Source organism: Devosia sp. SD17-2, assembly GCF_029201565.1.
GTDB lineage: Bacteria > Pseudomonadota > Alphaproteobacteria > Rhizobiales > Devosiaceae > Devosia.
The window spans coordinates 1,530,951-1,556,765 of the sequence record NZ_CP104002.1 but is presented as its reverse complement, the minus strand read 5'-3'; the positions used below and the strand labels follow the sequence as shown (position 1 = coordinate 1,556,765).

Genomic DNA, 25,815 nt, shown 5'->3' with positions numbered 1-25,815 from the left:
TCATGCCTAGGTGATGACGCTCGGCGTTGGGCGACCGGTCCGTGCCTTGATGCTGGCGAGGTCGTCGGCAAGCGCAATCAGCGGCTCCAGCGCGACCTGGGTATCCTGGCCGTGATCGCCATCGGCCGGCACATAGCGTTCGAGATAAAGCCGGAGCGTCGCGCCCACCGTGCCGGTGCCCGAAAGGCGCAGCACGATGCGCGATCCATCGACAAAACCAATGCGCACGCCCTGCTTGGCGCTGGTCGAGCCATCCACCGGGTCGTGATAGGTAAAGTCATCCGCATAGGCCACTTCGAGCCCATTCAGCACCTGCCCCGGCAGGCTCGCGAGCCGCCCGCGCAGATCATCGACGAGGCTGTTCGCAATGGCTGCATCGACCTCTTCGTAGTCGTGCCGCGTATAATAATTGCGGCCATAGGTCTTCCAGTGCTCGCGCACGATCTCATCGACGCCCTGCTTGCGCACGGCGAGGATATTGAGCCAGAGCAGCACCGCCCACAGCCCGTCCTTTTCGCGCACATGGCTCGAGCCCGTACCCGCGCTCTCCTCGCCGCAGATGGTCACCCGTCCCGCATCGAGCAGATTGCCGAAGAACTTCCAGCCAGTCGGGGTCTCGTGCATTTCGATGCCGAGCTTTTCGGCTACACGGTCCGCCGCCGCGCTGGTCGGCATGGAGCGGGCGATCCCGGCAATGCCGTCCCTATAGCCCGGCGCCAGATGCGCGTTGGCCGCCAGCAGCGCCAGAGAGTCCGAGGGGGTCACGAACCGGTTCTTGCCGATGATGAGATTGCGATCGCCATCCCCATCCGAGGCAGCGCCGAAATCCGGCCCATCCGCCGTCATCAGCAGGTCATACATGTCCTTGCAGTAGACAAGGTTGGGGTCCGGGTGCCCGTCATTGAACGAGGGCGAGGGCTGGCCATTGATCACCGTGCCCTTGGGCGCGCCCAGCATGTCCTCAAGGATCTTGTGCGCATAAGGCCCGGTGACCGCGCTCATCGCATCAAAGGTCATGCTGAAGCCGCCCGCAAACAGCGCCCGGATCGCGTCGAAATCGAACAGGGACTGCATCAGCTCGGCATAGTCGCTGACCGGGTCGATCACCTCGACCACCATGTCGCCGACCGTCTGCGTGCCCACCGCGCCCAGATCAATATCGGGCGTTTCCAGCGTCTTGTAGCTGTCGATCACCTGCGAGCGCGCATAGACCGCGTCGGTGATCTTTTCCGGCGCCGGGCCGCCATTGCCCACATTGTACTTGATGCCGAAATCGCCTTCGGGCCCGCCCGGATTGTGGCTGGCCGACAGCACCAGCCCACCAAAGGCCTTGTATTTTCGGATGATATTGCTGGCCGCCGGGGTCGAGAGAATACCGCCCTGCCCGACCATCACCTTGCCAAAACCATTGGCCGCCGCAATGCGAATGGCTTTCTGAATCGCGACGTCATTGTAGAAACGGCCATCCCCGCCAATCACCAGTGTCTGGCCGGAAAACCCCTCCAGACTGTCGAAGATCGACTGGATGAAATTCTCGACATAATTGGGCTGCTGATAGACCGTCACGCGTTTGCGCAGGCCCGACGTGCCCGGCTTCTGGTCGCTGTACGGGGTGGTCTTAACTGTCACGGTCATACTTTGTCCAATCCGATCAGCGAGGCATAGAGCGCGGCATATTTGGCGGCGCTGGCCTGCCAGCTCACGTCCGATTTCATCCCGCGTCTCTGCATCTTTTTCCAAAGTTTCTCGTCGGCATAGAGCGCCAGCACGCGCTTGATTGCATCGGCCAGCGCGGCCTCGCTCGGGGGCGAGAACTGCACGCCGGTCGCAACTTCTGCCTGCAGGGCCGCCACATTGGCGTCGATGACGGTATCATTGAGCCCGCCGACCCGGCTCACCAAGGGAATAGCCCCATAGCGCAGTGCATAAAGCTGCGTCAGCCCGCAGGGCTCGAAGCGCGATGGCACGAGAATGACATCGCCGCCGCCCTGCAGCAGATGGCTCAGCTCTTCATTATAGCCTGTCACGAGCCCGACCTGTCCGGGATGGCGCATGGCAGCGCCCCGGACGGCGTTTTCGAGTTCCGCCTCGCCCGATCCCAGCACGGCCAACTGGCCACCGGCTGCCACGATCATGTCGATACAGCCGGCGAGAAGATCGATGCCCTTTTGCCAGGTAAGCCGGCTGACGACCACAAAGAGCGGGCCATTGCTCTGTTGGAGGCCAAACCGCTCCTGCACAGCCACCTTGTTTTCCGCGCGGTGATGCAGCGAGTTTGCCGTATAGTTCCGTGTCAGCGCCTTGTCGGTCGCCGGATCCCAGGCATTCATGTCGATGCCGTTGAGCACGCCAAACACCGTGTGGCTGCGATGGCTGAGGAGGCCATCCAGCCCCATGCCAAAGGCCGGCGTGCGGATTTCGGCGGCATAGGTCGGGCTGACTGTGGTCACCACGTCAGCGCATTCTACCCCCGCCTTGAGGTAACCGACGCCCCCATAATATTCCACGCCCTCCACCGAGAACGCATGCGGCGGCAGGCGCAGTTGCCCGAAAACATCTGCGCCATACGTGCCCTGGAAGGCCATGTTGTGCACGGTCATGACCGTCTTCAGCGTCGCCGAAGGCCCGTATTTGACATAGGCCGGCACAAGGCCTGCCTGCCAGTCGTGGGCGTGGATGATCTGCGGCCGATATCCGTCCACCAGTCCGAGCCCAAGTTCCGACGCCACCCAGCTCAGCGCCGCAAAGCGCTTCCAGTTATCCGGCCAATCCCAGCCTTCGGGGCCCACATAGGGGTTCCCCGGCCGATCATAGAGTGCGGGCACAACAAGCACGATGAGATCTAGGCCATCGACCCGCCCCGCGATTAGCCGACCGCGGAAGCCAAAGAGATCGTCGAACTGCGCAACCTCGCGACCACCGGTCAGCTTCGCCACAACGGCCGGATAACCGGGCACCAGAGTGCGCATGGTCACCCCGGTCTCGGCCAAGGCCAGCGGCAGGGCGCCGGCGACATCGGCCAGGCCCCCCGTCTTGATCAGCGGATAGACTTCGGAGGCAACGGATAGAACCTCGATCATCTGTCGGCCAGATACCGATTGATCATGGCTTGCGTAATCAGTGTCACCCCGTCCGCCGTCCGCCGGAACCATTTGGCATCGAATTCAGGGTCCTCGCCGACGACCAGTCCCTCGGGCACGCTGACACCGCGGTCGATCACGACCTTCTTCAATCGCGCACTGCGCCCGATATCGCAATAGGGCAGCACCACCGCTTCTTCCAGCACGGAATAGGAGTGGACCCGGCTACCGGTGGACAACAGCGTCCGCTGCAGATGCCCGCCCGAAATGATGCAGTCGCCCGACACCAGCGAATTCACCGCAGAGCCGCGTCGACCATCAAAATCATGCACAAACTTGGCCGGCGGGGTTATTTCGGCATAGGTCCAGATCGGCCAGTCGCGATCATAGAGGTCGAGCTGCGGGTTGATGTCAGTGAGGTCGATATTGGCCTTCCAATAGGCATCCACCGTGCCCACGTCGCGCCAATAGGCCACGCTCTCATTGCTGGAGCGGACGCAGGAGCGCGTGAACCGGTGCGCCCAGGCTGTGCCGTTCTTGACGATATAGGGGATGATGTCCTTGCCGAAGTCCCGGCTCGAGCCCTCGGTCGCGGCATCGCGGCGCAATTGCTCCATCAGGAAGCGCGTCTCGAAGACATAGATGCCCATGGACGCCAGCGCCGTGTCCGGCCGATCCGGGATGCACGGCGGGTCCTTGGGTTTTTCGACAAAGTCGATCACCCGGTCGCGCCCGTCGACATGCATCACGCCAAAGGCCGAGGCCTCCTTGCGCGGCACTTCAAGGCACCCGATGGTCACGTCCGCGCCCGTATCCACATGCTGGCGGAGCATGATTTCGTAGTCCATCTTGTAGATATGGTCGCCGGCCAGGATAACGATATAGCGGGCGCCGTAGTCCTCGATAATGTCCATGTTCTGGAACACGGCGTCAGCCGTGCCCGCATACCACATGTCCTCGGCCACACGCTGGCTCGCGGGCAGTACGTCAAAGCTCTCGTTACGTTCTTGGCGCAGGAAGTTCCAGCCGCGAGACAAGTGGCGGATCAGGCTGTGCGCCTGGTACTGCGTTGCCACGGAGATACGGCGGATGCCTGAATTGATGGCATTGGAGAGCGCAAAGTCGATGATGCGCGACTTGCCCCCGAAATAGACAGCCGGCTTGGCGCGCCGATCGGTCAGCTCCATCAGCCGTGTTCCGCGTCCCCCGGCCAGCACATAGGCCATCGCCTCGCGGGCCAATGGCGATGGTACCCTGTAATCAGCCATTTTCTTCCCTCCACGTCGCCCGGCTCCCCCGGGACATTGCCATTATAGTCGGTTCAATCCGGATCGTATTTCAGGAAAAGGGTTGCCAGCGGCGGCAGATAGAGCTCGGCTTCCGCCGGCCAGTGCTGCCCCGTCACCTCGCGGGCGATTATGCCCCCCTGGTTGCCCGTATTCCCCCCTGCGTACCATCCGGCGTCAGTATTGATCCTTTCGATCCACCGCCCTGCCTTGGGCAGCGGCACCTTGTAGTGTTCACGCGGGACCGGCGTGAAATTGGAGATGACCAGCACCGGCTCGGCGTCCGGTGCCTTGCGCAGCCATGCCAACACGGAGTTGGCCTGGTCATTGCCGATGACCCATTCGAACCCGTCCGGCTCGCAATCGCGCTCATGCAGGGCCGGAAGGCTCCGGTAGGCGGCATTGAGATCGGCCACGAGGCGGCGCATGCCCTCATGCGGCGCGGCATCGAGCAGCCACCAGTCGAGCCCCTTGCCCTCGGCCCATTCGGCGCGTTGGGCAAACTCCTGGCCCATGAACAGCAGCTTCTTGCCCGGGTGCCCCCACATGAACGCCAGATAGGCGCGCAGATTGGCAAACTGCTGCCACTCGTCGCCCGGCATCTTGTCGAGCAGCGAACCCTTCCCATGCACCACCTCGTCATGGCTCAGCGGCAGCACGAAATTCTCGCTGAAGGCGTAGACGAGGCCGAAGGTCATGTCGTTGTGATGGTAGCGCCGGTGGATCGGGCTGCGCGCCATGAACCGCAGCGTGTCGTTCATGAAGCCCATGTTCCACTTGAAGCCGAAGCCCAGCCCGCCGGTGTAGGTTGGCTGGCTGACGCCCGGCCATGAGGTAGACTCCTCAGCGATCATGAATGCGCCGGGAAACTGCTTGTAGACCTCGGCATTGACCCGCTGCAGGAACGCAACCGCTTCGAGGTTCTCGTTACCGCCATGCTTGTTGGGCACCCACTGCCCCGGCTGGCGCGAATAATCGAGATAGAGCATTGACGCCACGGCATCGACGCGCAGCCCGTCGATGTGGAATTTCTCGAACCAGAACAGCGCATTATTGGTGAGGAAGGCCGAAACCTCCTTGCGACCAAAATTATAGATCGCCGTGTTCCAGTCGGGGTGGAAACCCTGCCGTGGATCGGAATGCTCGTAGAGCGCCGTGCCGTCGAAATTGCTGAGACCGAATTCGTCGGTCGGGAAATGCGCCGGCACCCAGTCCAGGATGACGCCAAGCCCTGCCTCATGGGCGGCATTGACCAGCCGGGCAAACCCCGCCGGATCACCGAACCGCGCCGTTGGTGCATAGAGCCCGGTTGGTTGATAGCCCCAGCTCGGATCGTATGGATGCTCGCTGATCGGCAGGAGCTCGATATGGGTGTAGCCCATGTCCGCCGCATAGGGGATCAGCTGCTCGGCCAACTGGTCATAGCTGAGAAAACTGCCGTCGGCCCGCCGCCGCCACGATCCGGGATGCACTTCATAAATCGACATCGGCGTGCGCCGCCAATCCCGGCTTGACCGCTCGCGCATATATTTGTCGTCGGTCCAGGTGAAGGGCGTCGGGTCTGGCACCACCGAGCCATTGCGCGGCCGCAACTCGGCCTGCCGTGCAAACGGATCGGCCTTGAGCGGCAGGACTTTCCCGTCCGGCCCGACAATCTCATATTTGTAGATCGTGCCTGTTCCAACGACCGGCACAAAGACTTCCCAGATACCGCCGCGATTGCGCATCGGGTGGCGCCGTCCGTCCCAATCGTTGAACGTCCCCACCACCGAAACACGCAGCGCATTAGGTGCCCACACCGCAAAATGGGTGCCGTGAACGCCCTCGAACTCCATCTCGTGGGCGCCGAGCTTGTCAAACAGCCTCAGATGGCTGCCCTCGCCGATATAATAGTCGTCCATAGGCCCGAGCACCGGACCAAAGGAATAGGGATCATAGGCATCCCATTCTCCGCCGGCATTCTTGGCGCGATACCGAATGGGCTGTCGCCGGTCCAGATTGACCTTGCCTTCAAAGAACCCCGCCGCATGGCGCGGGAACAGATGGCTGAGTTCTGTGCCGTCCAGCGTATAGGCGGTGACAGCCTCAGCGTGCGGAATAAAGGCGCGCAGCACCCAATTGCCGTCGATTTCATGCAGGCCGAGAAAGGCGAAGGCATCGCCATGGCGTCCCGCCACGATTGCTTCGACTTCACGCGCATCGGCCTGCCAGTTTTCTTTGCTCACGCCATTCATCCCCAGGGCGCCGGTCCCCACTAGTGCACCATAGTAAACCACGCGCGGTGACCTTTGGTTTCCCCGCGTGGCTCCGATCCGCGAGAAATTCGGCTATGCCGTGGGCACACCCCAGATTTCGCCGGCATATTGTCTGATCGTGCGATCCGACGAGAAGAACCCCATGTTCGCCGTATTGCGGATCGCCATCGCCCACCACCGGTCGGGATTGGCCCAAAGCCGGCTGACCTTTTCCTGCGCCGCCCAATAGGCGTCGAAGTCACGGGCAACCATGAACCAGTCATGGTCATAGAGACCGCCGATTAGATCACGATAGCGGTTGGGATCATCGGGCGAGAACACGCCGGAAGAGATGGACTCGAGCGCCTCGCGCAGGCGGCGCGACTTGTCGATGGCCGAGCGCGGTACCTCGCTGCGGCTGCGCTTGTCCTCGACCTCCTGCGCCGAGAGCCCGAAGATGACGATATTGTCGGGTCCTACTTCCTTGTGCATCTCGACATTGGCGCCGTCCATCGTGCCGATGGTGATGGCGCCATTGGCCATGAACTTCATGTTGCCCGTACCGGACGCTTCCATGCCTGCGGTCGAGATCTGCTCGGAGAGATCGGCCGCCGGCACGATCACTTCGGCGAGGCTCACATTGTAGTTCGGCAGGAACACAACCTTGAGCAGGCCGCGCACGGCCGGGTCATTATTGATGACCCGCGCCACGTCGTTGATCAGCTTGATGATCAGCTTGGCATTCCAATAGCTCGGCGCCGCCTTGCCCGCGAAAATTTTGACGTGCGGCTTCCATTCCCGCTCCGGATGGGCGCGGATTTCATCATAGAGCGCCACCGCGTGAATGATGTTGAGGAGCTGGCGCTTATATTCGTGGATGCGCTTGATCTGCACGTCAAACAGCGCCTCGGGCGACACCGTGACATTGAGCCGGTCCTTGATCAACCTGGCGAGGCGCTGCTTGTTGGCGAACTTCACCGCCGCAAACTGCTTCTGGAACCCCTTGTCCTCAGCGTGGAGCGCCAGAAGGTGCAGCTTCTCTACATCGTCCATGAACTCTGGGCCAATACGGTCGCTGACCAGCTTGGTCAGGCTCGGATTGCACTGCAGCAGCCAGCGCCGCGGCGTGATGCCATTGGTCTTGTTGTTGATCCTCTCGGGGTAAAGCCTGTGCAGGTCGGCGAAAACCGTCTGCTTCATCAGCTCGGTATGCAGCGCCGAGACGCCATTGATCGAGTGCGAGCCAACAAAGGCCAGCTGCCCCATGCGCACGCGACGACCGCCATGCTCATCGATCAGAGAGATGGTCGCCACCTGCTGGTCGTTGAACCCGGCCTTGACCCGGGCCTCGGTCAGCACTTCTGCATTGATCTGGTAGATAATCTGCATGTGCCGCGGGAGCAGCCGCTCCAGTAGGGCCACCGGCCAGCTTTCCAGCGCTTCGGGCAGGAGCGTGTGATTGGTATAGCCGAACGTGCCCTTGCACAGTTTCCAGGCCTGATCCCACTTGATCCCATTGTCATCGATGAGAATGCGCATGAGCTCGGCCACCGAAATGGCCGGGTGCGTGTCGTTGAGCTGGATGGCCACTTTCTCTGGCAGCGAGCTGAGGTCGCCATATTGCTGGAGATGCCGTCGCACGATGTCCTGCAGCGATGCCGAGGAGAAAAAGAACTCCTGACGCAGGCGCAATTCCTGGCCGGCCGGCGTTGAATCCGCCGGATAAAGCACCCGCGTGATCGCTTCTGCCTTGGCGCTTTCTTCGAGCGCGCCGATGTGGTCGCCGGAATTGAACTTGTCGAGCAGGATCGGGTCGATCGGCTGCGCGCTCCATAGCCGCAGCGTATTCACCCGCTTGCCGCGCCAGCCGACGATCGGCGTGTCATAGGCCACCGCCAGCAGATGCTCGTTGGGCTCCCATTCCTGACGAATGCTGCCATCCGGATCCTGGACCGGATTGACGTGTCCGCCAAAGCCGATCTCATAGGTGCTTTCGCGCCGCTCGAATTCCCATGGATTGCCGTGGGCAAGCCACTCTTCGGGCAGCTCGACCTGCCAGCCTTCGCTCATTTCCTGCCGGAACAGCCCATGGACATAGCGAATGCCATAGCCGTAGGCGGGGATATCGACCGACGACATGGACTCTAGGAAGCACGCTGCGAGGCGGCCAAGGCCGCCATTGCCGAGCGCCGCGTCGGGCTCGAGATTAATCAGATCGCCGAGGTCGACATTGAGATTGGCCAGCGCCTGCTGCACCGGCTCCATCAGCCCCACATTGCTCATTGCATCGCGCATGAGCCGGCCGATGAGGAATTCGAGGCTGAGGTAGTAGACCCGCTTGTTGGCAGTCCGCCAGGTCTCGCGCGAACTCTCCATCCAGCGGTCCATCACACGGTCGCGCACTGCCAGGATCGTGGCGGTCAGCCAGTCATGCGGGCGGGCGACAATGGGGTCCTTACCTACGGAATAGATCAGCCTTTCAAGAATTTCAGCCTGAATGGCTTCAACAGTAATGGCACGGGGCTCGTGGATTGGAGCATCGTAGACGATCGGCTTTTGCGGCATATCGCAATCCAGTTTTCATGACGATGTTCCCCTCGGACAGGAACACTCTTGCACTTAATTTCAGCATCGAAAAGCCCCAAAAAATACCGCAAAGCGGCATCAATGGGGCTCTGTGCTGGCCTTGGCACTTGCCTCCGCAGCGTTCGGGTCGACCTCGACGCCACTCTCCCGGGCCTGGTCTATCGCGTTGGAGATCAACAAATCCTGCTGGCGCAGGTCGCCCAGCAATTGCGCCTCGAACCGCATCCGGTCACGGTTGCGAACCCCTTCGATGGCGTCGTCGATTTCGACTTCGCTGGCGCCCAGGATGCGGATCGCCTGCCCTCCGAACCGCACCGCCGATTCGAAGGTTTCGCGCAGTTCATACTCGACGCCGATCTCGCGCAGTTCGATGGCGTGGCCCCGATCGAAGGCGCGTGCCATCACCTTGACCAGCGGAAAATGATCCCGGATCAGCTCGGCGATCAGCGTCGTTGCCTTGGCGTCGTTGACGCAGACCAGCACCATTTCGGCCCGGTCTGCCCCTGCCGCATGCAGCACATCGAGCCGGGTGCCATCGCCATAATAGACTTTGAAACCGAACTGCGATGCCGCCCGGATCATCTCGACATCGTTGTCGATGATCGAGATCTGGTGTCCCTGACCGAGCAGCGGCTGGCTGGCGATCTGCCCAAACCGCCCGAACCCGATCAGCAATACGCGTCCGCTGAGGCCGTTGACCTCCTCGATCCCGTCCATCGACATCGTCTTCTTCGGCATCAGCCGCCGCATCGGGATGACCAGCAGGGGCGTCAGCACCATGGAGAGGATCACGGTCGCGGTGAAGATCGCGTTGGATGGCCCATCGATCAGCCCCGCGCTCACGGCCGTCGTGTAGAGCACGAAAGCGAACTCGCCGCCCTGCCCCATAAGCACCGCCCGCTCCATCGCCTCGCCATGGCTCGACCGCAGCAGTCGAGCGATGATGTAGATGGCGACGCCCTTGACCAGCATGGCCGCAACCACGCCGGCGGCGATCACCTGCCAGTTTTCGGCCACCACGCTGAGTTCCAGCGACATGCCGACAGCAAGAAAGAACAGGCCCAGCAGCAGCCCGCGGAACGGCTCGACGTCAGCCTCGAGCTGATGGCGGAACGTCGAGGTCGAGAGCAGCACGCCGGCAAGAAACGCCCCCATGGCCATGGAGAGGCCCGCCGCCTGGAACAACAGCGCCGCGCCGAGCACGACCAGCAGCGCTCCGGCCGTCATCAGCTCGCGGACCTTGGCGGCGGCGAGCACGGCAAAGAACGGATTCATGATCCGTCGACCGAGGAAGATCAGCAGCAGCACCGCGCCGATAGCGAGGCCTATGGACAAGATGCGGGTCAGAAAGCTGGTATCCCCTGCGCCCGGTGCCAGCAGCGCCACGATGGCCAGGAGCGGCACGATGGCGAGGTCTTCGAGCAGCAGGATCGAGACCATTTTCTGGCCGCTTTCGCTCCCCAGTTCGCCCCGTTCGCCCAGCATCTGCATGACGATAGCGGTCGAGGTGAGAACAAACCCCATGCCGAACACGAAGGACACGACGGGCGCAAAGCCAAGCATCATGCCGACCCCGGTCAGCAGCAGTCCGCAGACCCCGACCTGGATCACCCCAAGCCCAAAGATCTGCCGCCGCAACGCCCAGAGGCGGGAGGGCTCCATTTCGAGGCCGATGATGAAGAGGAACATGACGACGCCGAGTTCGGCCAGGTGCAGCACCGCCGATGGGTCCGTCACCACGTCAAAGCCGGAAGGGCCGAGCAGCACGCCTGCCGCCAGATATCCCAGCACCGAGCCGAGGCCAAGCCGCCGGAACAGCGGCACCGCTACGGCCGCCGCCCCCAACAGGATCACCACGGGAAGGAGGTCGACCCCTCCCCCTGCTGCGTGAGAAACAGTCTCCACCAGGTCTTGGGCCATCGCATACTCCTTGGAAGACCGAAACTGTGACCACGGAGCGCGCGCGTCAAGAAAATCTGCCGCATGTCTGCCCGTCGCTTTTTGTAGGTCGCGCGCGACGAACGGCGGGGAGAGTTCAGAACACGGTGACAAATGGGCGGATTTGGGGAATCTTCGCCCATCACGACGCGCCAGCGCCATCCAGAGGCATCGCTCGTCCCACAAAAAGACTTCTGCCGCTCAAGGACCCTTCATGCCCCGCAAGATTATTATCGACACCGATCCCGGTCAGGACGATGCCGTCGCCATTCTTCTCGCCCTGGCCTCCCCAGAGGAGCTGGACGTGCTGAGCATTGTTGCCGTCGCCGGCAATGTTGGCCTCCACCACAATGCCAATAATGCCCGCAAGATCGTCGAACTCTCCGGCCGCCTCGATATTCCGGTCTATGCCGGCTGCGCGCGCCCGATGCGCCGCGACCTCGTCACCGCCGAGCATGTCCATGGCGAAACTGGCCTCAACGGCCCCGCGCTGCCCGATCCCACCATTCCACTGCAGGCCCAGCACGGCGTCGACTACATCATCGATACGCTTATGGCGGCCGAGCCCGGTACGATCACCCTCTGCACCCTCGGGCCACTGACCAACATCGCCATGGCGCTGGTCAAGGAGCCGCGTATCGCCGAGCGCGTCCAGGAACTGGTGATGATGGGTGGCGCCTATTTCGAGGTGGGCAACATCACGCCGGCCGCCGAATTCAACATTTATGTCGATCCCGAAGCCGCCGACATCGTGCTGCGCTCCGGCATCCCGCTCGTCATTCAGCCGCTCGACGTCACCCATATGATCCAGTCGACGCCCGAGCGCCTCGCTGCCATCAAGGGCCTCGGCAACCGCTCGGGCCAGGCGGTCTACGACATGCTGACCTTCTCGGAAGGCTTTGACCTCAAGAAATACGGCTGGGCCGGCGCGCCGCTCCACGATCCGACCGTCATCGCCTACCTGCTCCAGCCGAGCCTGTTTGAAGGCCGCGCCTGCCACGTAGCCGTCGAAACGGCGAGCGAGCTCACTATGGGCATGACCGTCGCCGACTACTGGCACGTGACCGGCAAGCCGCATAACGCCACCTTCCTGCGCAGCGGCGACGCCGAGGGTTTCTTCAAACTCCTCACCGAACGCCTCGCCCGCCTGCCCTGATCGGACATTCACTCCGTCGCGATGACCGATCTGTCCCTCCCCCTTACTCAAGGGGGAGGCTAGGAGGGGGAGCCTCCACGCTTGACCCAGGCCCGGTATCCAGAAACTCTGTCCCCAACCTTAGGGAGCGGGGCAAGTTGATGCAGGGCATAGAATTATCGCGCCGCTTCTACGCCGACATTGTGCGACCCTGGCTCACCACCACTGCCGCAGACCTGTCCCACGCGGCTGCCCTAATCGGCTACGGCTCGGAACTCCTCGGCTTCGACGACGAAACCTCCCGCGACCACAATTGGGGCCCGCGCGTCCACCTCATCGTCACTGCCGATGACTTCGCCACTCACGCCCGGAGGCTGGTTGACGCCTTCACCACCATGGCCCCGAAAACCTATCTCGGCGAACCCATCGGTTGGCGCAGCCGTCCTCATCCCGCAGCAAGCGGCCCCGGCTCTCTGGGCGCCATCGACCATGGCCTCGAGATCCACACGCTCGAAGCCCGCCTCGACGCCCATTTCGCCACCCCCTCGGTCGATACACTCACACCACTTCAGTGGCTCGGGTTCGCCGAGCAGAAACTCCTCGCCTTCACCGCTGGCGCCGTCTTCCACGACGACGACGGCAGGCTCACCCGGGCGCGAGAGCGATTGGCCTATTTCCCGCACGATATCTGGCTCTACAAACTCGCCTGCCAGTGGCGACGCATCGCTGAGGAACAGGCCTTTGTTGGCCGCGCCGGACAGGTCGGCGACGATTTGGGCTCACGCATAATCGCCGCCCGGCTGGCGCGCGATATCATGCGTATGGGCTTCCTGCTCGAGCGCCGATACGCGCCCTATGCCAAATGGCTCGGCAGCGCCTTTGAACGTCTCCCCATCGCTGCCCGCCTGACGCCGCATCTGCAGTCGGCGCTGAGCGTCACAGAATGGCAGCCCCGCGGCGAGGCCCTTGCCGCTGCCTATCTCGAACTCGCCCACACGCAAAACCGGCTCGGGATCGCATCCTTCGAGCCTGTCATCGGCCCCTATCACGAGCGTCCCTTCGCCACACTCAATGTCGATGACGCCATCGCCGCCCTCATGGGCGCGATCACCGACCCGATAGTGAAGAGCCTACCCATTCTCGGCTCCTTCGACCAAGTGATCGATTCAACCCCGGTCGCCGAAGACGCCGACCTGTCCCACAAAATCATGCGGCAGGTACTGTGCTAGGTTGTGTGGACAAAGTGTCTGACCCACAACCGGATCGACGCGACGAGAACGAAGCCGAGGAAGCTATCGGCGGTTTTGTCGTATCGCGTGGCTAAGCGGCGGCTGTGCTTGAGCTTTGAGAAGCATCGCTCGACGAGGTTTCTCAAGGCATAGATATGGCCGTCGATAACGGACTGAACCTTGCGGTTTCGTTTGGCCGGGATGACAGCGGCCACGCCGCGGGCCTCCAGGTCAGCCAGGATGAAGTCGGCGTCGTATCCCTTGTCGGCGAGCAGCACGCAGGGTCTCGGACCGGGCTGGTCCATGATCGGCACGTAGCCTTTCACGTCGGAGACCTGTCCGCCGCTCAGCGTGACCGCGACAGGGAGGCCGAGAGCGTTGCTGCGGAGGTGGATCTTGGTCGAGAAACCACCACGAGAGCGGCCAAGACTTTGGTCCGCATCCCCTTTTTTAGCGCGCCGGCGGCGTGCTGATGGGCGCGGATGATGGTAGAGTCGATCATCTGAACGCTATCGTTACCCGCTCCCGTCTCGTTCAAGGCCTCCAGCATCACATCCCAGATCCCCGCCTGCGTCCAACGCCGGAACTGGCGATAGACTGAGTTCCATGGGCCAAAATGGCTGTGCAGATCCCGCCAGGCGGTTCCCGTGCGGGCTATCCAGAACACCCCATCCAGCACCAGCCGATGATCACGCGGCCGCCGACCTCGTCTCGGACCCTTCTCCACCACGAACGGTTCGAAGAAGGCCCACTCTGCATCTGACATCAAACCCCGAACCAACGCTGCTCTCCGCAAAGAACAGCGTTGAATCAGCGATTAGCTGATTTGGGAATCCACTTCGTCCACACCGCCTAGTCTCCACCCAACCGAACCTCCCGCGTGATCTCGATCACACGGCATGCGCAAACCTAGTTTTTAATCAGCCGAACCTCCCGCGTGATTCCGATATTATCGAGAAACGCCCGGTCATGGCTCACCACCAGCAACGCCCCGTCATAGGCGCGTAATCCCGCCTCGATTTTCTCAATCGCTTCGATGTCGAGATGGTTGGTGGGCTCGTCGAGCACCAGCAGGATCGGCGGTGTCTTCCCGCCAACCGCGCAGGCGAGCCCCGCCCGCAGCATTTCCCCGCCGCTCAACGTCCCCACTATTTGCAGCGCCGCATCCGCCCGAAAGCTGAATGCCGCCAACAGCGCCCGACAGTCATTCTCCGTGCTCTCGGGGTTAAGCCGCCGGAAATTGTCGACGATGCTGTCCTCCCGCCTGAGAAGGCCCACCTGCTGGTCGAGCAGGGCAAAGGGCCCGCCGATGTGCACGCTCCCAGCAGTCGGTGCGAGACCGCCAGTGAGCAGCTTGAGCAGCGTCGTCTTCCCACTCCCGTTGTCGCCGGTGATCGCCACCCGCTCGGCCCCGACGATCTCAAACGACATATCGCGGATCACCGCTCGCCCGGACTGATACCCACCGCTCAGCCCCACCGCCCGCAGCACTATCTTGCTGCGCGGCAGATGCGTCGGCGCCAGTTTCACTGCGAACGGGGTGAGAATCTCGATTCGCTCCCGCGCCGCCCGCGCCTGCTCCTGCGCACTCTCGGCCTGTTTTTCCGCCAGCGTATCCAATCCCCCTGCCGTTTCCTCGGCGCGTCGCTTTAGGCCACCGAGCAGGATTTTCGGCGCATCCCCCTTGGCCGCCTTGCGCCGCCCGCCAGCATCGCGCTGCGCCTGCTTCTCCCGAGCGTCCTGGGCCTTTCGCGCAACCTCCCGCACCTGCCGCTCGGCAAAGTCCCGGTCATGCTCGGCCGCCTGCAGTTCCAGCGCTCGTCGTTCCCGATATTGGCTCCAGCCGTCACCATAGGTCCTGGCGCCAAGGCTGGTCAGCTCGACAATCGCATCCACCTGCTCGAGCAGATTGCGATCATGGCTGACGACGATCGCTGCCCCCCGCCACCCGGCCAGCATGTCCGCCACCGCCAGACGCCCATCCGCATCGAGATTATTCGTCGGCTCATCGAGGAGGATCAAGTCCGGCTCGGCAAACACCAGTGCCGCCAGTGCGGCCCGCGTTCGTTGGCCGCCTGACAGCGTCGAGAGTAGCGTTTCCGGTCCAACGGGCAGGCCAAGCGTCTCGAGCGCTGCCGATAGCCGCGCCTCGAGCGTCCAGTCCGCTTCGGCCAGATCATCGACACTGGCCGAGCCGACCATCGCTTTTTCCAGCAACGCCAACCCCGCCCGCGCGCCGAAAAGGTCCGCTATGGTTTCGCCCTCGGCTGGCTGCACCTGCTGGCGCAATATGCCAAGCCGCCCGGACATGGCGATTGACCCGCTGCTCGGCGTCAATTCACCGGCGATAAGGCGCAACAGCGTGGTCTTGCCCACGCCATTTCGCCCCACGAGGCCTGTGCGCCCTGGGCCGAATGTCAGGTCGAGATTGGAAAAGAGTGTCTGGCCGTCAGGCCCGGTATAGGACAGCTGCGAAATCGTGACGGAAAAGGGCATGGATCGAAAAATCTCCAGTGGCAAGGCAGGTCGGCATTGCGGTGGAGATACGGTCCATTGGGCACCATCCGGTCGAGTTGCGGTCCCTCATAATTAGCGCACCCGGGCCACGCGTCAACCGGCCCTCTGGCAAATTGAGGCGTACCGGAGTAGGGATATCGCCCGCCCACGACGCCGCCGGATCCGCTTCCATGGACATCTTCACGCTCACCGCCTTCACCATTGCCTATCTCATTGCCTTGGTGGTGCCCGGCCCCGGCGTGGCAGCAATTGTGGCCCGAGCGCTCGGCGGCGGCTTCAAGAGCGCCATGCCCATGGTGTTCGGCATCCTCGCCGGCGACCTCGTCTATTTCCTTTTTGCCGTGTTCGGCCTTGCCGCCATCGCCACCTATTTCTCGCCGGTCTTCGTCATCGTGCGCTGGGCCGGCGCCGCCTATCTCCTCTACATCGCGTGGAAATTCTGGAGCGCCAAGCCGGGCTCCGAGCAGATGAAGCCGAAGAGCGAAGACGCATTGAAGACCTTCCTCGCCGGCTTCTCGCTCACCATGGGCAACCCGAAGACCATTGTGTTCTACCTCGCTATTCTGCCCACAGTGGTGCCACTGGGGGAAATGAACCCGCTCGCCTTCGCCGAGCTGACGGCAATCGTCGTGATCTGCCTGCTGATTGTCGGCTGCGCCTACGCCTGGCTCGCCTCGGCGGCCCGCGAAATGTTCCGCAGCGAAAAGGCCCTCGGCCGTCTCAACAAGACCGCCGGCGCCATGATGGCCGGCGCCGCGGGCCTCGTCGTTTTCCAGCACTGACACATTAAATAAGCCGCAACCTTTGCTTGCCAGAATTTGCTCATGGCAAGCATTGGCAAGATATCGCAGATGTCCCGCTGGCAGCAGATGGAATACCATCGGACCCGCCGCAAGGAAGGCTTTGCCCGCGTACAGCAGCTCTCGGCAACGGCCAATTCGATGATGGCGATCAAGACCAATGAGGCCATCGGCAAAGGCAATGTCATCGCCAAGGTCGCCTATCAACGTATGTCGAAGACTGTCTAGGCGCCCACCCGGCAAAGTCCCTCATGCCCCCGGAAAAGCTGGCAGTTTTTCCACCAACCCCTTTGACACCGCCCCTGCCCCTGCTAAGAGGCTACCGGGGGCCTATAGCTCAATGGTTAGAGCCGACCGCTCATAACGGTCTGGTTCCAGGTTCGAGTCCTGGTGGGCCCACCATTTTAGCGCCCGGAAAGCTTGGATTTTATGTCCGATCCTTCCGGGCTTTTTCTTGTCTGGGGTCCGCTTCGGGGTCTGCTTCATGTCCGCTTGGACCAGTAGCGACAGTGATGGGCTGTTGATTTCCGCCGAGAAGTGGCTCTGGCGCACTTTTGCTGAGGCTTTGGCTATCGGGCCCCGATCAATCTCGCCTGCAGCAAATCTAGCTTTGCGCGCCCATACATTTGCCGTTTCACGAGCTTCAGGCGCGTGATCTGTCCTTCGGTCTGCCCGTTGGACCATGGGGAGATGATGGCGTTTCTAACAGCCGCCAAGTCCCTTTCGACACCATTGGCAAATGAGGTCACCAGGCTGAGTTTTGCCGCCTGCAACCAGTCTTCCAGCTTGGTTGCTGTTTTGGATCGGACATGGACTGGAACTCGCCGATAGTGGTGCGGGCCACCACCAGCTCGGGCACATTCACTTCGATCGCAGCGACCAAGATCGCTTCAGACTTTGCGAGATCGTCCCGCGCTGTGGTCAACAGCCTAGCGATGACGCGCGCCGACGGTGTTCGTGCCAACCCGCTTTGATTTGCCTTTTCAGCAAGACGCCGGCGTTGCGCCCATTGTGAGACGACACCGCGTTGCCCTGGAAAGCCCTGCACCAGCATTTCGCGCCAAAGCGCCGAAGCATTGCGGGCACCTTCGTCCCAACGGGTATTTAGCCACGGGAGCCAGCTATCCAGCGAACTTGGCCTTGTGCGGAACACGTCGAACCTTTGGCCACGCAGGACGTCGCGCACGACCTTCCGGCTATGGCCTGTCTGGCGGACAATCTGTCGGATCGAGGTTCCCTTCTTCGACAGCTCTTTGATCGCCTCATTAGTCTCCTGCCGGCGCAGATAACCTTCATATTGCAGCCGCTCGGCATAGGTCAGCAGCTTGGGGTCGACGATATTGCTGCCTACCGCCTGTCTGATCTGACGCATGGATTTACCGACGGCGTCGAGGAAGGCACGGCTTGAGTTTTCCATTAAGTGCCAGCGGTCAGCGACCTGTTCGGCATTCGGCAAGCCCCTGGCAATCGCCTCGCCGTAGCCACCCCCGCGATCTCGGGCGACGACTGATATGGTTGGATGCTCCGCCAACCAGGCGCGGGAGGTATTCAACGCGCGATCTGGCAGCAAGACGACCGGCCTGCGACGTTCAAGGTCGCACACAATCGTCCCATAGGTTTGCCCGCGCCGGAAAGCGAAGTCGTCGATTCCAATCACCGTCAGCGTGTCATCATGGGCCGTGACCCGCCGGCGAACGACGCGTAGCAGTGTGTCTTTGCTGACCGGTATCATGAGACGATCCGCGAAACTGGCCGCGGGCCTGCCGCCTAAAGCCAGACCGAGATGGTGCACGATGGTCTCGAGCCGCTGCGTGCGCCGGCTATACCGGGCCAAGACGCTGTCATCAAACCGCTCGCAAAAGATGCGACGGCCGCAAAGAACACCATCACACCAGAAACGACGCGTGAGGATCGAAAGCTCAACCCGTCGTCCACCGAGCGGCAAATCTGCTGGCCTGCGCCTATAGCGGCTTTGCACACGCCGGCTACGGCTCCCGCAGCTAGGACAGATTCCCCACGGTCGGCGAGATCGCAGCAGGATTTGCACCCTGTCCGCCACCACCTGCACCGCATCTACTGCAAAACCACTCGGCGCGAGGCTCGCGCGCTGAAAACCATGCTGCATCTGCTGATCCTCCTACGAACCAGCACGAACCTTGGCCGCAACAGCAGCAAATGTGAGTCAGAGCCAAATCTCGATGGAAATATCCCAAAGGGTCACTTCTCAGTGGCAATCAACACCTGTTTCCCGCAACGGGCGCTTGGGCCCTTGTGAACACGGCCGGGATGTCCGCCCTCCGGCCAATTGCTGGGGTCACGAAACTTACAATTTGTGCTGACAATGATGCCGAAAAAGATGGGGGCGAAGGGGCCGGTCAGAGGGCTGCTCGGAGCTGCTCAGAAAATTGGGTTGGGAGCGACGCGGCCGTTGACGTCCGTGTGCCTAAAACACCCGGCTGGGATTTTGCAGACCTCCTGCTGTCCCTCACTTCTGCAGTGACGGAGGATTTCGATGCTTGATTTGGACCTTATCCGCGCCATGGCCGCTGAACAGACGGATAAACTCCTCATCCAGCCGTTTGCTCCTTCGGCATCACCTCCACCGCCACAGGCGAAGAAGTTCCAGTTCATCCTGCCCGGTCAGGAGCCGGAGGCGCCCGAGGTCGAATACCTTATCGACGGCCTGCTTCCTGTTGACGGGTTGGGCGTCTTCTACGGCTGACAGGCTGCTTTGGAATGTCCGCATTACGAAAACTGACGTCTCGTATCGACGAATTCTGGAGCCAACCTGCGTTTTAGATCGACTTAATGCCGACCCGCTCCTCAAGTTTAGCTGCCGTTTCTTTACGCTCGCTGTAGCGGGAGGTCAGGTAGCCGGAAACGCCGCGATTGATCAGCGTGACCTTCACCAGCTCTTCCATGACGTCGACAACCCTGTCGTAATACGACGACGGTCTCATGCGTCCGTCGTCGTCGAACTCCTGGAAGGCCTTGGCCACCGACGACTGGTTCGGGATGGTGACCATCCGCATCCACCGGCCCAGGATACGCATCTGGTTCACGGCGTTGAAGGACTGGGACCCGCCCGACACCTGCATGACTGCCAAGGTTCTACCTTGCGTGGGGCGGATGGCGCCTCCCGGTAGCGGTATCCAGTCGATCTGCGCCTTCATCACTGCGCTCATGGCACCGTGTCGCTCGGGCGACGTCCAGACCTGCCCCTCCGACCACAGCATGGCCTCACGCAGTTCCTGCACGTTGGGGTGAGTGTCCGGTGCGTCGTTCGGCAGCGGCAAGCCGTTAGCGTGAAAGACCCGGACCTCGGCGCCGAACGCTTCGAGCAGCCGCTGCCCTTCAAGGGTCAGGAACCGGGAATAGGAGCGCTCCCGCAGCGAGCCGTAGAGCATCAGGATGCGTGGCTTGTGCTGCAGGTTCGGAGCATTGAGACGAGAGAAATCTGGAACTTCGAGAGCGGCCGGTACGACGTTGGGTAGATCAGACAAGCCGGCTCCCTTCTGCATTGATGATGACCTCGCCGTCCTCTTTGGTGAACGGGCCGATCTCAGGGTTTTCGAGGATGTCGAGCACGACCTCGGAGGGGCGGCATAGGCGCGTGCCTCTCGGGGTCACCACAAAGGGACGGTTGAGCAGGATTGGGTGTTCCGCGATCGCGTCGAGCAAATCATCGTCGGTCCTGGTGGGGTCAGCCAATCCGAGTTCATCGAAGGGTGTATCCTTCTTTCGAAGCGCCTCGCGCACAGTGAGCCCGGCATCGCGGATCAGCCGGGTGACGGTGGCCCGGTCGGGCGGGGTCTTGAGGTATTCGATCACCGCGGGCTCGACGCCGCTCTGGCGGATCATCGCCAAGGTGTTGCGAGACGTGCCGCAGTCGGGGTTGTGATAGATGGTGACGCTCATTCGGCGGCCCTCGCTTCGGTGTTGCGGCTGACGGCTGCACCGCGTTCGTACCAGCCCTTGGTGCGGTTCACGATCCAGACCACCGAGAGCATCACCGGCACTTCCACCAGCACGCCGACAACGGTGGCAAGCGCTGCGCCGGAATTGAAGCCGAACAGGCTGATGGCGGCGGCAACTGCCAGCTCGAAGAAGTTCGAGGCACCGATCAGGGCGGACGGTCCCGCAACGCAGTGCTGCTCCCCCGACACCCGGTTCAGCAGGTAGGCGAGGCCGGAGTTGAAGTAGACCTGGATCAGGATCGGCACCGCCAGCAGCAGGATGACCGTGGGCTGGGCGATGATCTGTTCGCCCTGGAAGCCGAAGAGCATGACGAGGGTCAGCAGCAATGAGGCAATGGAGATCGGCTGCAGGACTGCAAGCGCCCGGTTCATCTTGTCGATCCCGCCGTTGGCCAGCAGCCAGCGGCGGTAGAGCTGTGCGGCGATCACCGGCACGACGATATAAAGCCCGACCGAGAGCAGCAGCGTGTCCCAGGGGACGGTGATAGCGGAGAGACCGAGCAGCAGGCCGACGATGGGGGCGAAGGCTATCACCATGATGGCGTCGTTCAGCGCCACCTGCGACAGGGTGAAGTGCGGCTCGCCCCGGGTCAGGTTGGACCACACGAATACCATGGCGGTACAGGGTGCAGCGGCAAGGATGATAAGGCCGGCTATGTAGCTGTCGATCTGCGTTTCCGGCAGCAGCGGGCGGAACAGCCAGCCGATGAAAAGCCAGCCCAACAATGCCATGGAGAACGGTTTGATGGCCCAGTTGATGAACAGGGTGACGCCGATACCGCGCCAGTAGGCGCCGACCTGGCGCAGCGACATGAAGTCGATGCGCACCAGCATGGGGATGATCATCAGCCAGATCAGGACCGCCATCGGCAGGTTGACCCGCGCATATTCGAGAGCGGCCAAGCCCTCGAAGAACGAAGGCAGGAAATGGCCGGCGGCGACCCCGACAATGATGCAGATGGCGACCCAAAGGGTCAGGTAGCGTTCGAAGATGGACACGGGGTCAGGTCTTTCGGATCAGCTTGCCGTTGAGACCGGCAGACTCGGCGACGGTGTTGAAGATGGTGCCGTATTTGCGTACGTTCGTGTGCAGCAGTTCCAGCCTCTGGTCGGACTCGTCACTGTCGACCGTCAGGACGTAATCGACCGAGATGATGCGCGGCGGAGCATCCTGGCGCTTGGCCTCAAGGCTCACCTCCACCCCGCGAAGCTCGAACTTCAGCATCGGGCTGACCCGCTCGATGCCCTTGAGCATGCAGGCGGCTATCGAGGCGAGAAACAACTCGGCCGGATTGAAGGCGTCCGGGCGTCCCGCAAGGGCGGTGTCGATAACCAATTCCGCCTCCTTGCAGGTGGCGAGGCTGCCATTGGCGTCGACCCGCCTTGCGTGAACCTTGTATTCAAGCATCAGGCCGCCCCTTTGTCCGATCCGGTGGAGCCATCCATGGCGCCAATGCCTTGCAGCCTGGAGGTGAGCGACATCCGATCGATGGTCGCCAGCGGCAGGTTCATGAAGGCCGCGATGCGGTTGCGCAGGTAGCGCAAGGCGTCGTCGAACGCAGCCTCCTTCTTGAAGTCGGGGCCCTCGACTGCGGCGGGGTCCTCGATGCCCCAGTGCGCCGTCACCGGATGTCCCGGCCAGACCGGGCAGGCTTCGCCGGCGGCGTTGTCACAGACGGTAAAGACGAAGTCCATCTTCGGCGCGTCAGGCGTCGCGAACTCGTCCCATGCCTTCGAGCGCAGGCCGTCGGTGGAGATTCCCGCCTTGCGCAGCGTCTGCAGGGTCAGGGGATGCACCGCACCCTTGGGCGTCGAGCCGGCCGAAAACCCGCGGAAGCGATCACCACCCACATGGTTGATCAGGGCTTCCCCTAGGATCGATCGAGCCGAGTTTCCGGTGCAGAGGAACAGGAGGTTGTAGACGCGATCAGCAGGCATTCTTTCCCTCCGAAGGGGTGGTGCAGCATAGGGTGAATTCGGCGACGAGCGGCTCACACAGTTCCGGACGACCACCGCAGCAGTCCTGGACCAGGAAGCTGGTGAGTTCGCGGACGCGGTCGAGGACGGCGCGATAGATGATGGAGCGGCTGTGACGCTCCGACTCGACCAGCCCGGCGCGCGCAAGGATCGCCAGGTGCGAGGACATCGTGTTCTGCGGTACCTCCAGGCGGCGCGCGATCTCGCCGGCCGGAAGCCCCGCCGGCTCGTGCTCAATAAGGAGACGGAACGTTTCGAGGCGTGTCGGTTGCGAAAGCGCAGCGAAGATTTCGATAGCGTAATTTGATTCCATATATCGAGGATTATGGATTTATGGGCCAGTGTCAAGATGTGGACATTCCACGTTTCGTGGAGTGCCTTGGCAGCTTTCAGTACTTAGATGCGACAGCCCAAATGGCAGAAATGGTGAAGGGTTTGGGATGCCGTTTGGCGTCGCAAAGCCACCCCATGCAGGAACCCGCGGTCCGCACACGCTGCGCTATGGGGTTTTCGGATTTGGCCCGGTCAAGTGCCGGCCGCAAACTGCGGCATATGGCGTGGCGAGTTTGCCAGGTGGACGTCGTCCGGGCAGCATTTGAGGCTCAGCGACGACGGAGTTGATGAGATTGGCGTGCAGGACGATGGTCGCTGGAGCGCCTGGCACGAACCATCCTGTCGGCCCGCGACGTGGCGGGACCGATTGATCGAGCGGATCATGCCGGGTCATGAAGGGTCTCCCGGACTGGTTGTCTCGCGGTCGGCGGGGCCCGCGGCTGGCACCATGCAGCGAAGGTCTCGATGATCACCATGGTGCCGCCGCAGCAGGGGCAAGGCGGGCGCGGGTCTGGGGCGGTCTCGGGGGCCGGCGGTTCGTCCGACGCCGGCGCCACCCCCAGCATGTCGCGGACCTGAGCGAGGCAGTCTTTGCGGGCGGAGCCGGCGAGCAGGCCGTAGTGCCGGATGCGGTGGAAGCCGCGCGGCAGGACGTGGATCAGGAAGCGGCGGATGAACTCGTCGGCGGCAAGGGTCATGACCCGCTGCCTTTCGGCGCCGGAGCAGCGATAGTTCTTGTAGCGGAAGGTGACCTCATTGCCGTCGAAGGCGATGAGGCGGCTGTTCGAGATGGCGACCCGGTGGGTGTAGCGCGAGAGATAGGCGAGCACCGCCTCAGGCCCGGCAAAGGGCGCTTTGGCATAGACCACCCAGCGTTTTCTTCGGACCGGTGCGAGGTGACGGATGAAGGCCCGACGGTCTCGGAGCCCTGCCATCTGTCCGAAGAAGTCGAGCTTTCCGGCACCATGGAGTTCGAGCAGCCGGGTGAGGAACAATCTTCGGAACAGCGCACCCAGAACCCTGACCGGCAGCAGAAAGGCTGGTCGCGATGAGATCCACCGACCATCCGGTGCGATCCCACCACCGGGCACGATCATGTGGATATGGGGATGGTGGGTCATGGCCGAGCCCCAGGTGTGGAGCACGGCGGTGATGCCGATGCGGGCGCCCAGGTGTTTTGGATCTGCCGCGATGGTGAGCATCGTCTCGGACGCTGCCTTGAACAGCAGGTCGTAGACCAGAGCCTTGTTGTGGAAGGCAATGTCGGCGATCTCGGTTGGGAGCGTGAAGACGAGGTGGAAGTAGCCCACCGGCAGGAGATTGGCCTGCTGGGCTTGGAGCCAGGCGCGTGCCGCTGCGCCCTGGCACCGGGGACAATGCCGGTTGCGACAGGAGTTGTAGGCGATCCGCCGATGTCCGCAGTCGGAACAGGCTTCGACGTGACCGCCCAGAGCCGCGGTGCGGCAGGTCTCGATCGCCGACATGACCTTGAGTTGAGTAAGGCTCAGATGCCCGGCATGGGCCGCGCGATAGGCAGGGCCGGCGGCACGGAAGATATCGGCGACCTCAATGGTGGCGCGCACTGGCTCAGGCGGGTGGAGGCTTGTCCTCCATCAGGGCCATCAGACGGTCCAAAGGACTGGCGACCGCCTGGATCGTGCGGGTCGAGACCTTGGTGTAAAGTGCGGTCGTCTCGAGCTTGGAATGCCCGAGCAGCACCTGGATGACCCGGATATCGACATCCTGCTCAAGCAGATGGGTGGCAAAGCTGTGCCGCAAGGTATGCGGGCTGACCCGCTTGCGGATGCCGGCGACCTCGGCCGCCTCCTGCACCGCGCGATGCAATTGCCGCGACGAGATCGGATCGGTTGGGGAGCGACCCGGAAACAACCAGCCATGGGGCAGCATCACGCCCCGTTGCTTACCCTCGCGCCACCACAGGCGCAGCAGCTCCAGCAGCTGGGGCGAGAGCATGGCGTTGCGATCCTTGCGCCCTTTGCCCTGTTCGATCCGGATCAGCATGCGGGCGCTGTCGATGTCGTCGACCTTGAGATGGGCCACTTCGGAGACGCGCAGCCCGGCGCCATAGGCGACCCCGAGTGCGGCTTTATACTTGATGCCTGGCGCCGCCTCGAGCAGCCGGGCCGCTTCCTGGATGCTGAGCACATCAGGCAGCTGGCGCTGATACCGGGTGATCACCAGGGCCCGCGACAGCTCCCGCCGCTTCAGCGTCACATCGAACAGGAAGCGCAGCGCCGAGACCGCGCCATTGATCGTCGAGGGGCTGACGCCGTTCTCATGCTGGTGGAGCTGGTAACGGCGGATATCATCGGGCGTGGCCGCGTCAGGGCTCTTCCCCAGAAAGGCGGCAAAGCGCCGGACGTGACGCACATAATCGTGCCGGGTGTGGACGCCCAGGCCGCGCATCAGCATGTCCTGCTGCATGCGTTGCCGGAGCGGCGTAGTGGGAGCATCGGTCGATGACATAACCATAGGAAGTTCCTCTCGTTGAAAGAAACTCCATGGTCCGACTGCGACCTCAGCCGCTCAAAGACCTAAAACGATGACGCTGAACCACCCGCGCGCACCCCTCCCGCGAAGCGGGTTAGTGCAAGGGGTCGAGACCTGCCGATCCCAAACCCTTCACCATTTCAGCCGTTCATGCGCCGGAGCCGAGGTCCCAAGAGCGGACGCTCCGCCTGATGGTCAGGGAAAGCTGCAGA

General features: G+C 62.4%; 20 protein-coding genes, 1 tRNA gene and 2 pseudogenes. 6 read left to right on the top strand and 17 right to left on the bottom strand.

The window, feature by feature from the left end:
* Window positions 1-6: 6 nt before the first annotated feature.
* From NYQ88_RS07590 to NYQ88_RS07565, 6 genes are all read right to left on the bottom strand, one after another.
* The gene (locus tag NYQ88_RS07590) at window positions 7-1,635 is read right to left on the bottom strand and encodes an alpha-D-glucose phosphate-specific phosphoglucomutase (protein ID WP_275654336.1); all 1,629 of its coding nucleotides are present in this window, start codon (window positions 1,633-1,635) and stop codon (window positions 7-9) included.
* Window positions 1,632-3,077 (bottom strand): glycogen synthase GlgA, encoded by a 1,446-nt coding sequence (gene glgA, locus NYQ88_RS07585; RefSeq protein ID WP_275654868.1) that lies wholly within the window; start codon window positions 3,075-3,077, stop codon window positions 1,632-1,634. The genes NYQ88_RS07590 and glgA overlap by 4 nt, the downstream gene beginning before the upstream one ends.
* Complete coding sequence (gene glgC / locus NYQ88_RS07580) at window positions 3,077-4,348, bottom strand: glucose-1-phosphate adenylyltransferase (protein WP_275654335.1); 1,272 nt, start codon at window positions 4,346-4,348, stop codon at window positions 3,077-3,079. The genes glgA and glgC overlap by 1 nt, the downstream gene beginning before the upstream one ends.
* A gap of 53 nt (window positions 4,349-4,401) precedes the next feature.
* Window positions 4,402-6,591, bottom strand: a complete 2,190-nt coding sequence (glgB, locus tag NYQ88_RS07575) for a 1,4-alpha-glucan branching protein GlgB (protein ID WP_275654334.1) — start codon at window positions 6,589-6,591, stop codon at window positions 4,402-4,404.
* A 102-nt stretch (window positions 6,592-6,693) separates the two neighbouring features.
* The gene (locus tag NYQ88_RS07570) at window positions 6,694-9,165 is read right to left on the bottom strand and encodes a glycogen/starch/alpha-glucan phosphorylase (RefSeq protein ID WP_275654333.1); all 2,472 of its coding nucleotides are present in this window, start codon (window positions 9,163-9,165) and stop codon (window positions 6,694-6,696) included.
* Between the two features lie 99 nt (window positions 9,166-9,264).
* Complete coding sequence (locus NYQ88_RS07565; RefSeq protein WP_275654332.1) at window positions 9,265-11,106, bottom strand: monovalent cation:proton antiporter-2 (CPA2) family protein; 1,842 nt, start codon at window positions 11,104-11,106, stop codon at window positions 9,265-9,267.
* Between the two features lie 232 nt (window positions 11,107-11,338).
* Here NYQ88_RS07565 and NYQ88_RS07560 point away from each other — a divergent pair, with 232 nt between their 5' ends.
* Together NYQ88_RS07560 and NYQ88_RS07555 are read left to right on the top strand one after the other, a co-directional pair.
* Entirely contained in the window at window positions 11,339-12,280 is a 942-nt protein-coding gene (locus NYQ88_RS07560) for a nucleoside hydrolase (RefSeq protein WP_275654331.1), read from the top strand.
* 140 nt (window positions 12,281-12,420) lie between these two features.
* Window positions 12,421-13,488, top strand: coding sequence for a DUF4037 domain-containing protein (locus tag NYQ88_RS07555; RefSeq protein WP_275654330.1), 1,068 nt, complete (start codon window positions 12,421-12,423; stop codon window positions 13,486-13,488).
* Here NYQ88_RS07555 and NYQ88_RS07550 read toward each other — a convergent pair.
* Together NYQ88_RS07550 and NYQ88_RS07545 are read right to left on the bottom strand one after the other, a co-directional pair.
* A pseudogene (locus NYQ88_RS07550) lies at window positions 13,485-14,254 on the bottom strand (IS5 family transposase). The gene NYQ88_RS07555 and the pseudogene NYQ88_RS07550 sit on opposite strands and share 4 nt — an antisense overlap.
* Before the next feature lie 143 nt (window positions 14,255-14,397).
* Complete coding sequence (locus NYQ88_RS07545) at window positions 14,398-15,984, bottom strand: ABC-F family ATP-binding cassette domain-containing protein (protein ID WP_275654329.1); 1,587 nt, start codon at window positions 15,982-15,984, stop codon at window positions 14,398-14,400.
* A gap of 191 nt (window positions 15,985-16,175) precedes the next feature.
* Between NYQ88_RS07545 and NYQ88_RS07540 the strand changes: the two genes are divergently transcribed.
* From NYQ88_RS07540 to NYQ88_RS07530, 3 genes are all read left to right on the top strand, one after another.
* Window positions 16,176-16,787, top strand: coding sequence for a LysE family translocator (locus tag NYQ88_RS07540; RefSeq protein ID WP_275654328.1), 612 nt, complete (start codon window positions 16,176-16,178; stop codon window positions 16,785-16,787).
* Window positions 16,788-16,829: 42 nt separating this feature from the next.
* A complete protein-coding gene (locus tag NYQ88_RS07535; protein WP_275654327.1) occupies window positions 16,830-17,033 on the top strand; it encodes a hypothetical protein in 204 nt (67 codons plus the stop codon).
* A gap of 98 nt (window positions 17,034-17,131) precedes the next feature.
* A tRNA-Ile gene (locus NYQ88_RS07530) sits at window positions 17,132-17,207 on the top strand.
* Between the two features lie 167 nt (window positions 17,208-17,374).
* On the opposite strand, the pseudogene NYQ88_RS07525 reads toward NYQ88_RS07530, so the two are convergent.
* Window positions 17,375-18,930: pseudogene (locus tag NYQ88_RS07525) on the bottom strand (ISL3 family transposase).
* 387 nt (window positions 18,931-19,317) lie between these two features.
* On the opposite strand from NYQ88_RS07525, the gene NYQ88_RS07520 reads away from it, so the two are divergent.
* Window positions 19,318-19,527, top strand: a complete 210-nt coding sequence (locus NYQ88_RS07520; protein ID WP_275654326.1) for a hypothetical protein — start codon at window positions 19,318-19,320, stop codon at window positions 19,525-19,527.
* Window positions 19,528-19,600: 73 nt separating this feature from the next.
* On the opposite strand, the gene arsH is transcribed toward NYQ88_RS07520, so the two are convergent.
* From arsH to NYQ88_RS07480, 8 genes are all read right to left on the bottom strand, one after another.
* On the bottom strand, window positions 19,601-20,326 hold the full coding sequence (arsH, locus tag NYQ88_RS07515) for an arsenical resistance protein ArsH (protein WP_275654325.1): 726 nt from the start codon (window positions 20,324-20,326) through the stop codon (window positions 19,601-19,603).
* Window positions 20,301-20,723 carry an arsenate reductase (glutaredoxin) gene (gene arsC / locus NYQ88_RS07510; RefSeq protein WP_126148537.1) on the bottom strand — a complete coding sequence of 141 codons (423 nt, stop codon included), beginning with the start codon at window positions 20,721-20,723 and terminating at the stop codon, window positions 20,301-20,303. Before arsC ends, arsH begins: the two co-directional genes overlap by 26 nt.
* A complete protein-coding gene (arsB, locus tag NYQ88_RS07505) occupies window positions 20,720-21,781 on the bottom strand; it encodes an ACR3 family arsenite efflux transporter (protein ID WP_182395236.1) in 1,062 nt (353 codons plus the stop codon). Before arsB ends, arsC begins: the two co-directional genes overlap by 4 nt.
* Before the next feature lie 4 nt (window positions 21,782-21,785).
* Window positions 21,786-22,190, bottom strand: coding sequence for an OsmC family protein (locus NYQ88_RS07500; RefSeq protein WP_126148535.1), 405 nt, complete (start codon window positions 22,188-22,190; stop codon window positions 21,786-21,788).
* Window positions 22,190-22,720, bottom strand: coding sequence for an arsenate reductase ArsC (locus tag NYQ88_RS07495; protein WP_126148534.1), 531 nt, complete (start codon window positions 22,718-22,720; stop codon window positions 22,190-22,192). The genes NYQ88_RS07500 and NYQ88_RS07495 overlap by 1 nt, the downstream gene beginning before the upstream one ends.
* The gene (locus NYQ88_RS07490) at window positions 22,710-23,072 is read right to left on the bottom strand and encodes a metalloregulator ArsR/SmtB family transcription factor (protein ID WP_275654324.1); all 363 of its coding nucleotides are present in this window, start codon (window positions 23,070-23,072) and stop codon (window positions 22,710-22,712) included. The genes NYQ88_RS07495 and NYQ88_RS07490 overlap by 11 nt, the downstream gene beginning before the upstream one ends.
* Window positions 23,073-23,472: 400 nt before the next feature.
* A complete protein-coding gene (locus NYQ88_RS07485; RefSeq protein ID WP_275654323.1) occupies window positions 23,473-24,675 on the bottom strand; it encodes an IS91 family transposase in 1,203 nt (400 codons plus the stop codon).
* A gap of 4 nt (window positions 24,676-24,679) precedes the next feature.
* Window positions 24,680-25,579 (bottom strand): site-specific integrase, encoded by a 900-nt coding sequence (locus tag NYQ88_RS07480; RefSeq protein ID WP_345774633.1) that lies wholly within the window; start codon window positions 25,577-25,579, stop codon window positions 24,680-24,682.
* Between the last annotated feature and the right edge of the window lie 236 nt (window positions 25,580-25,815).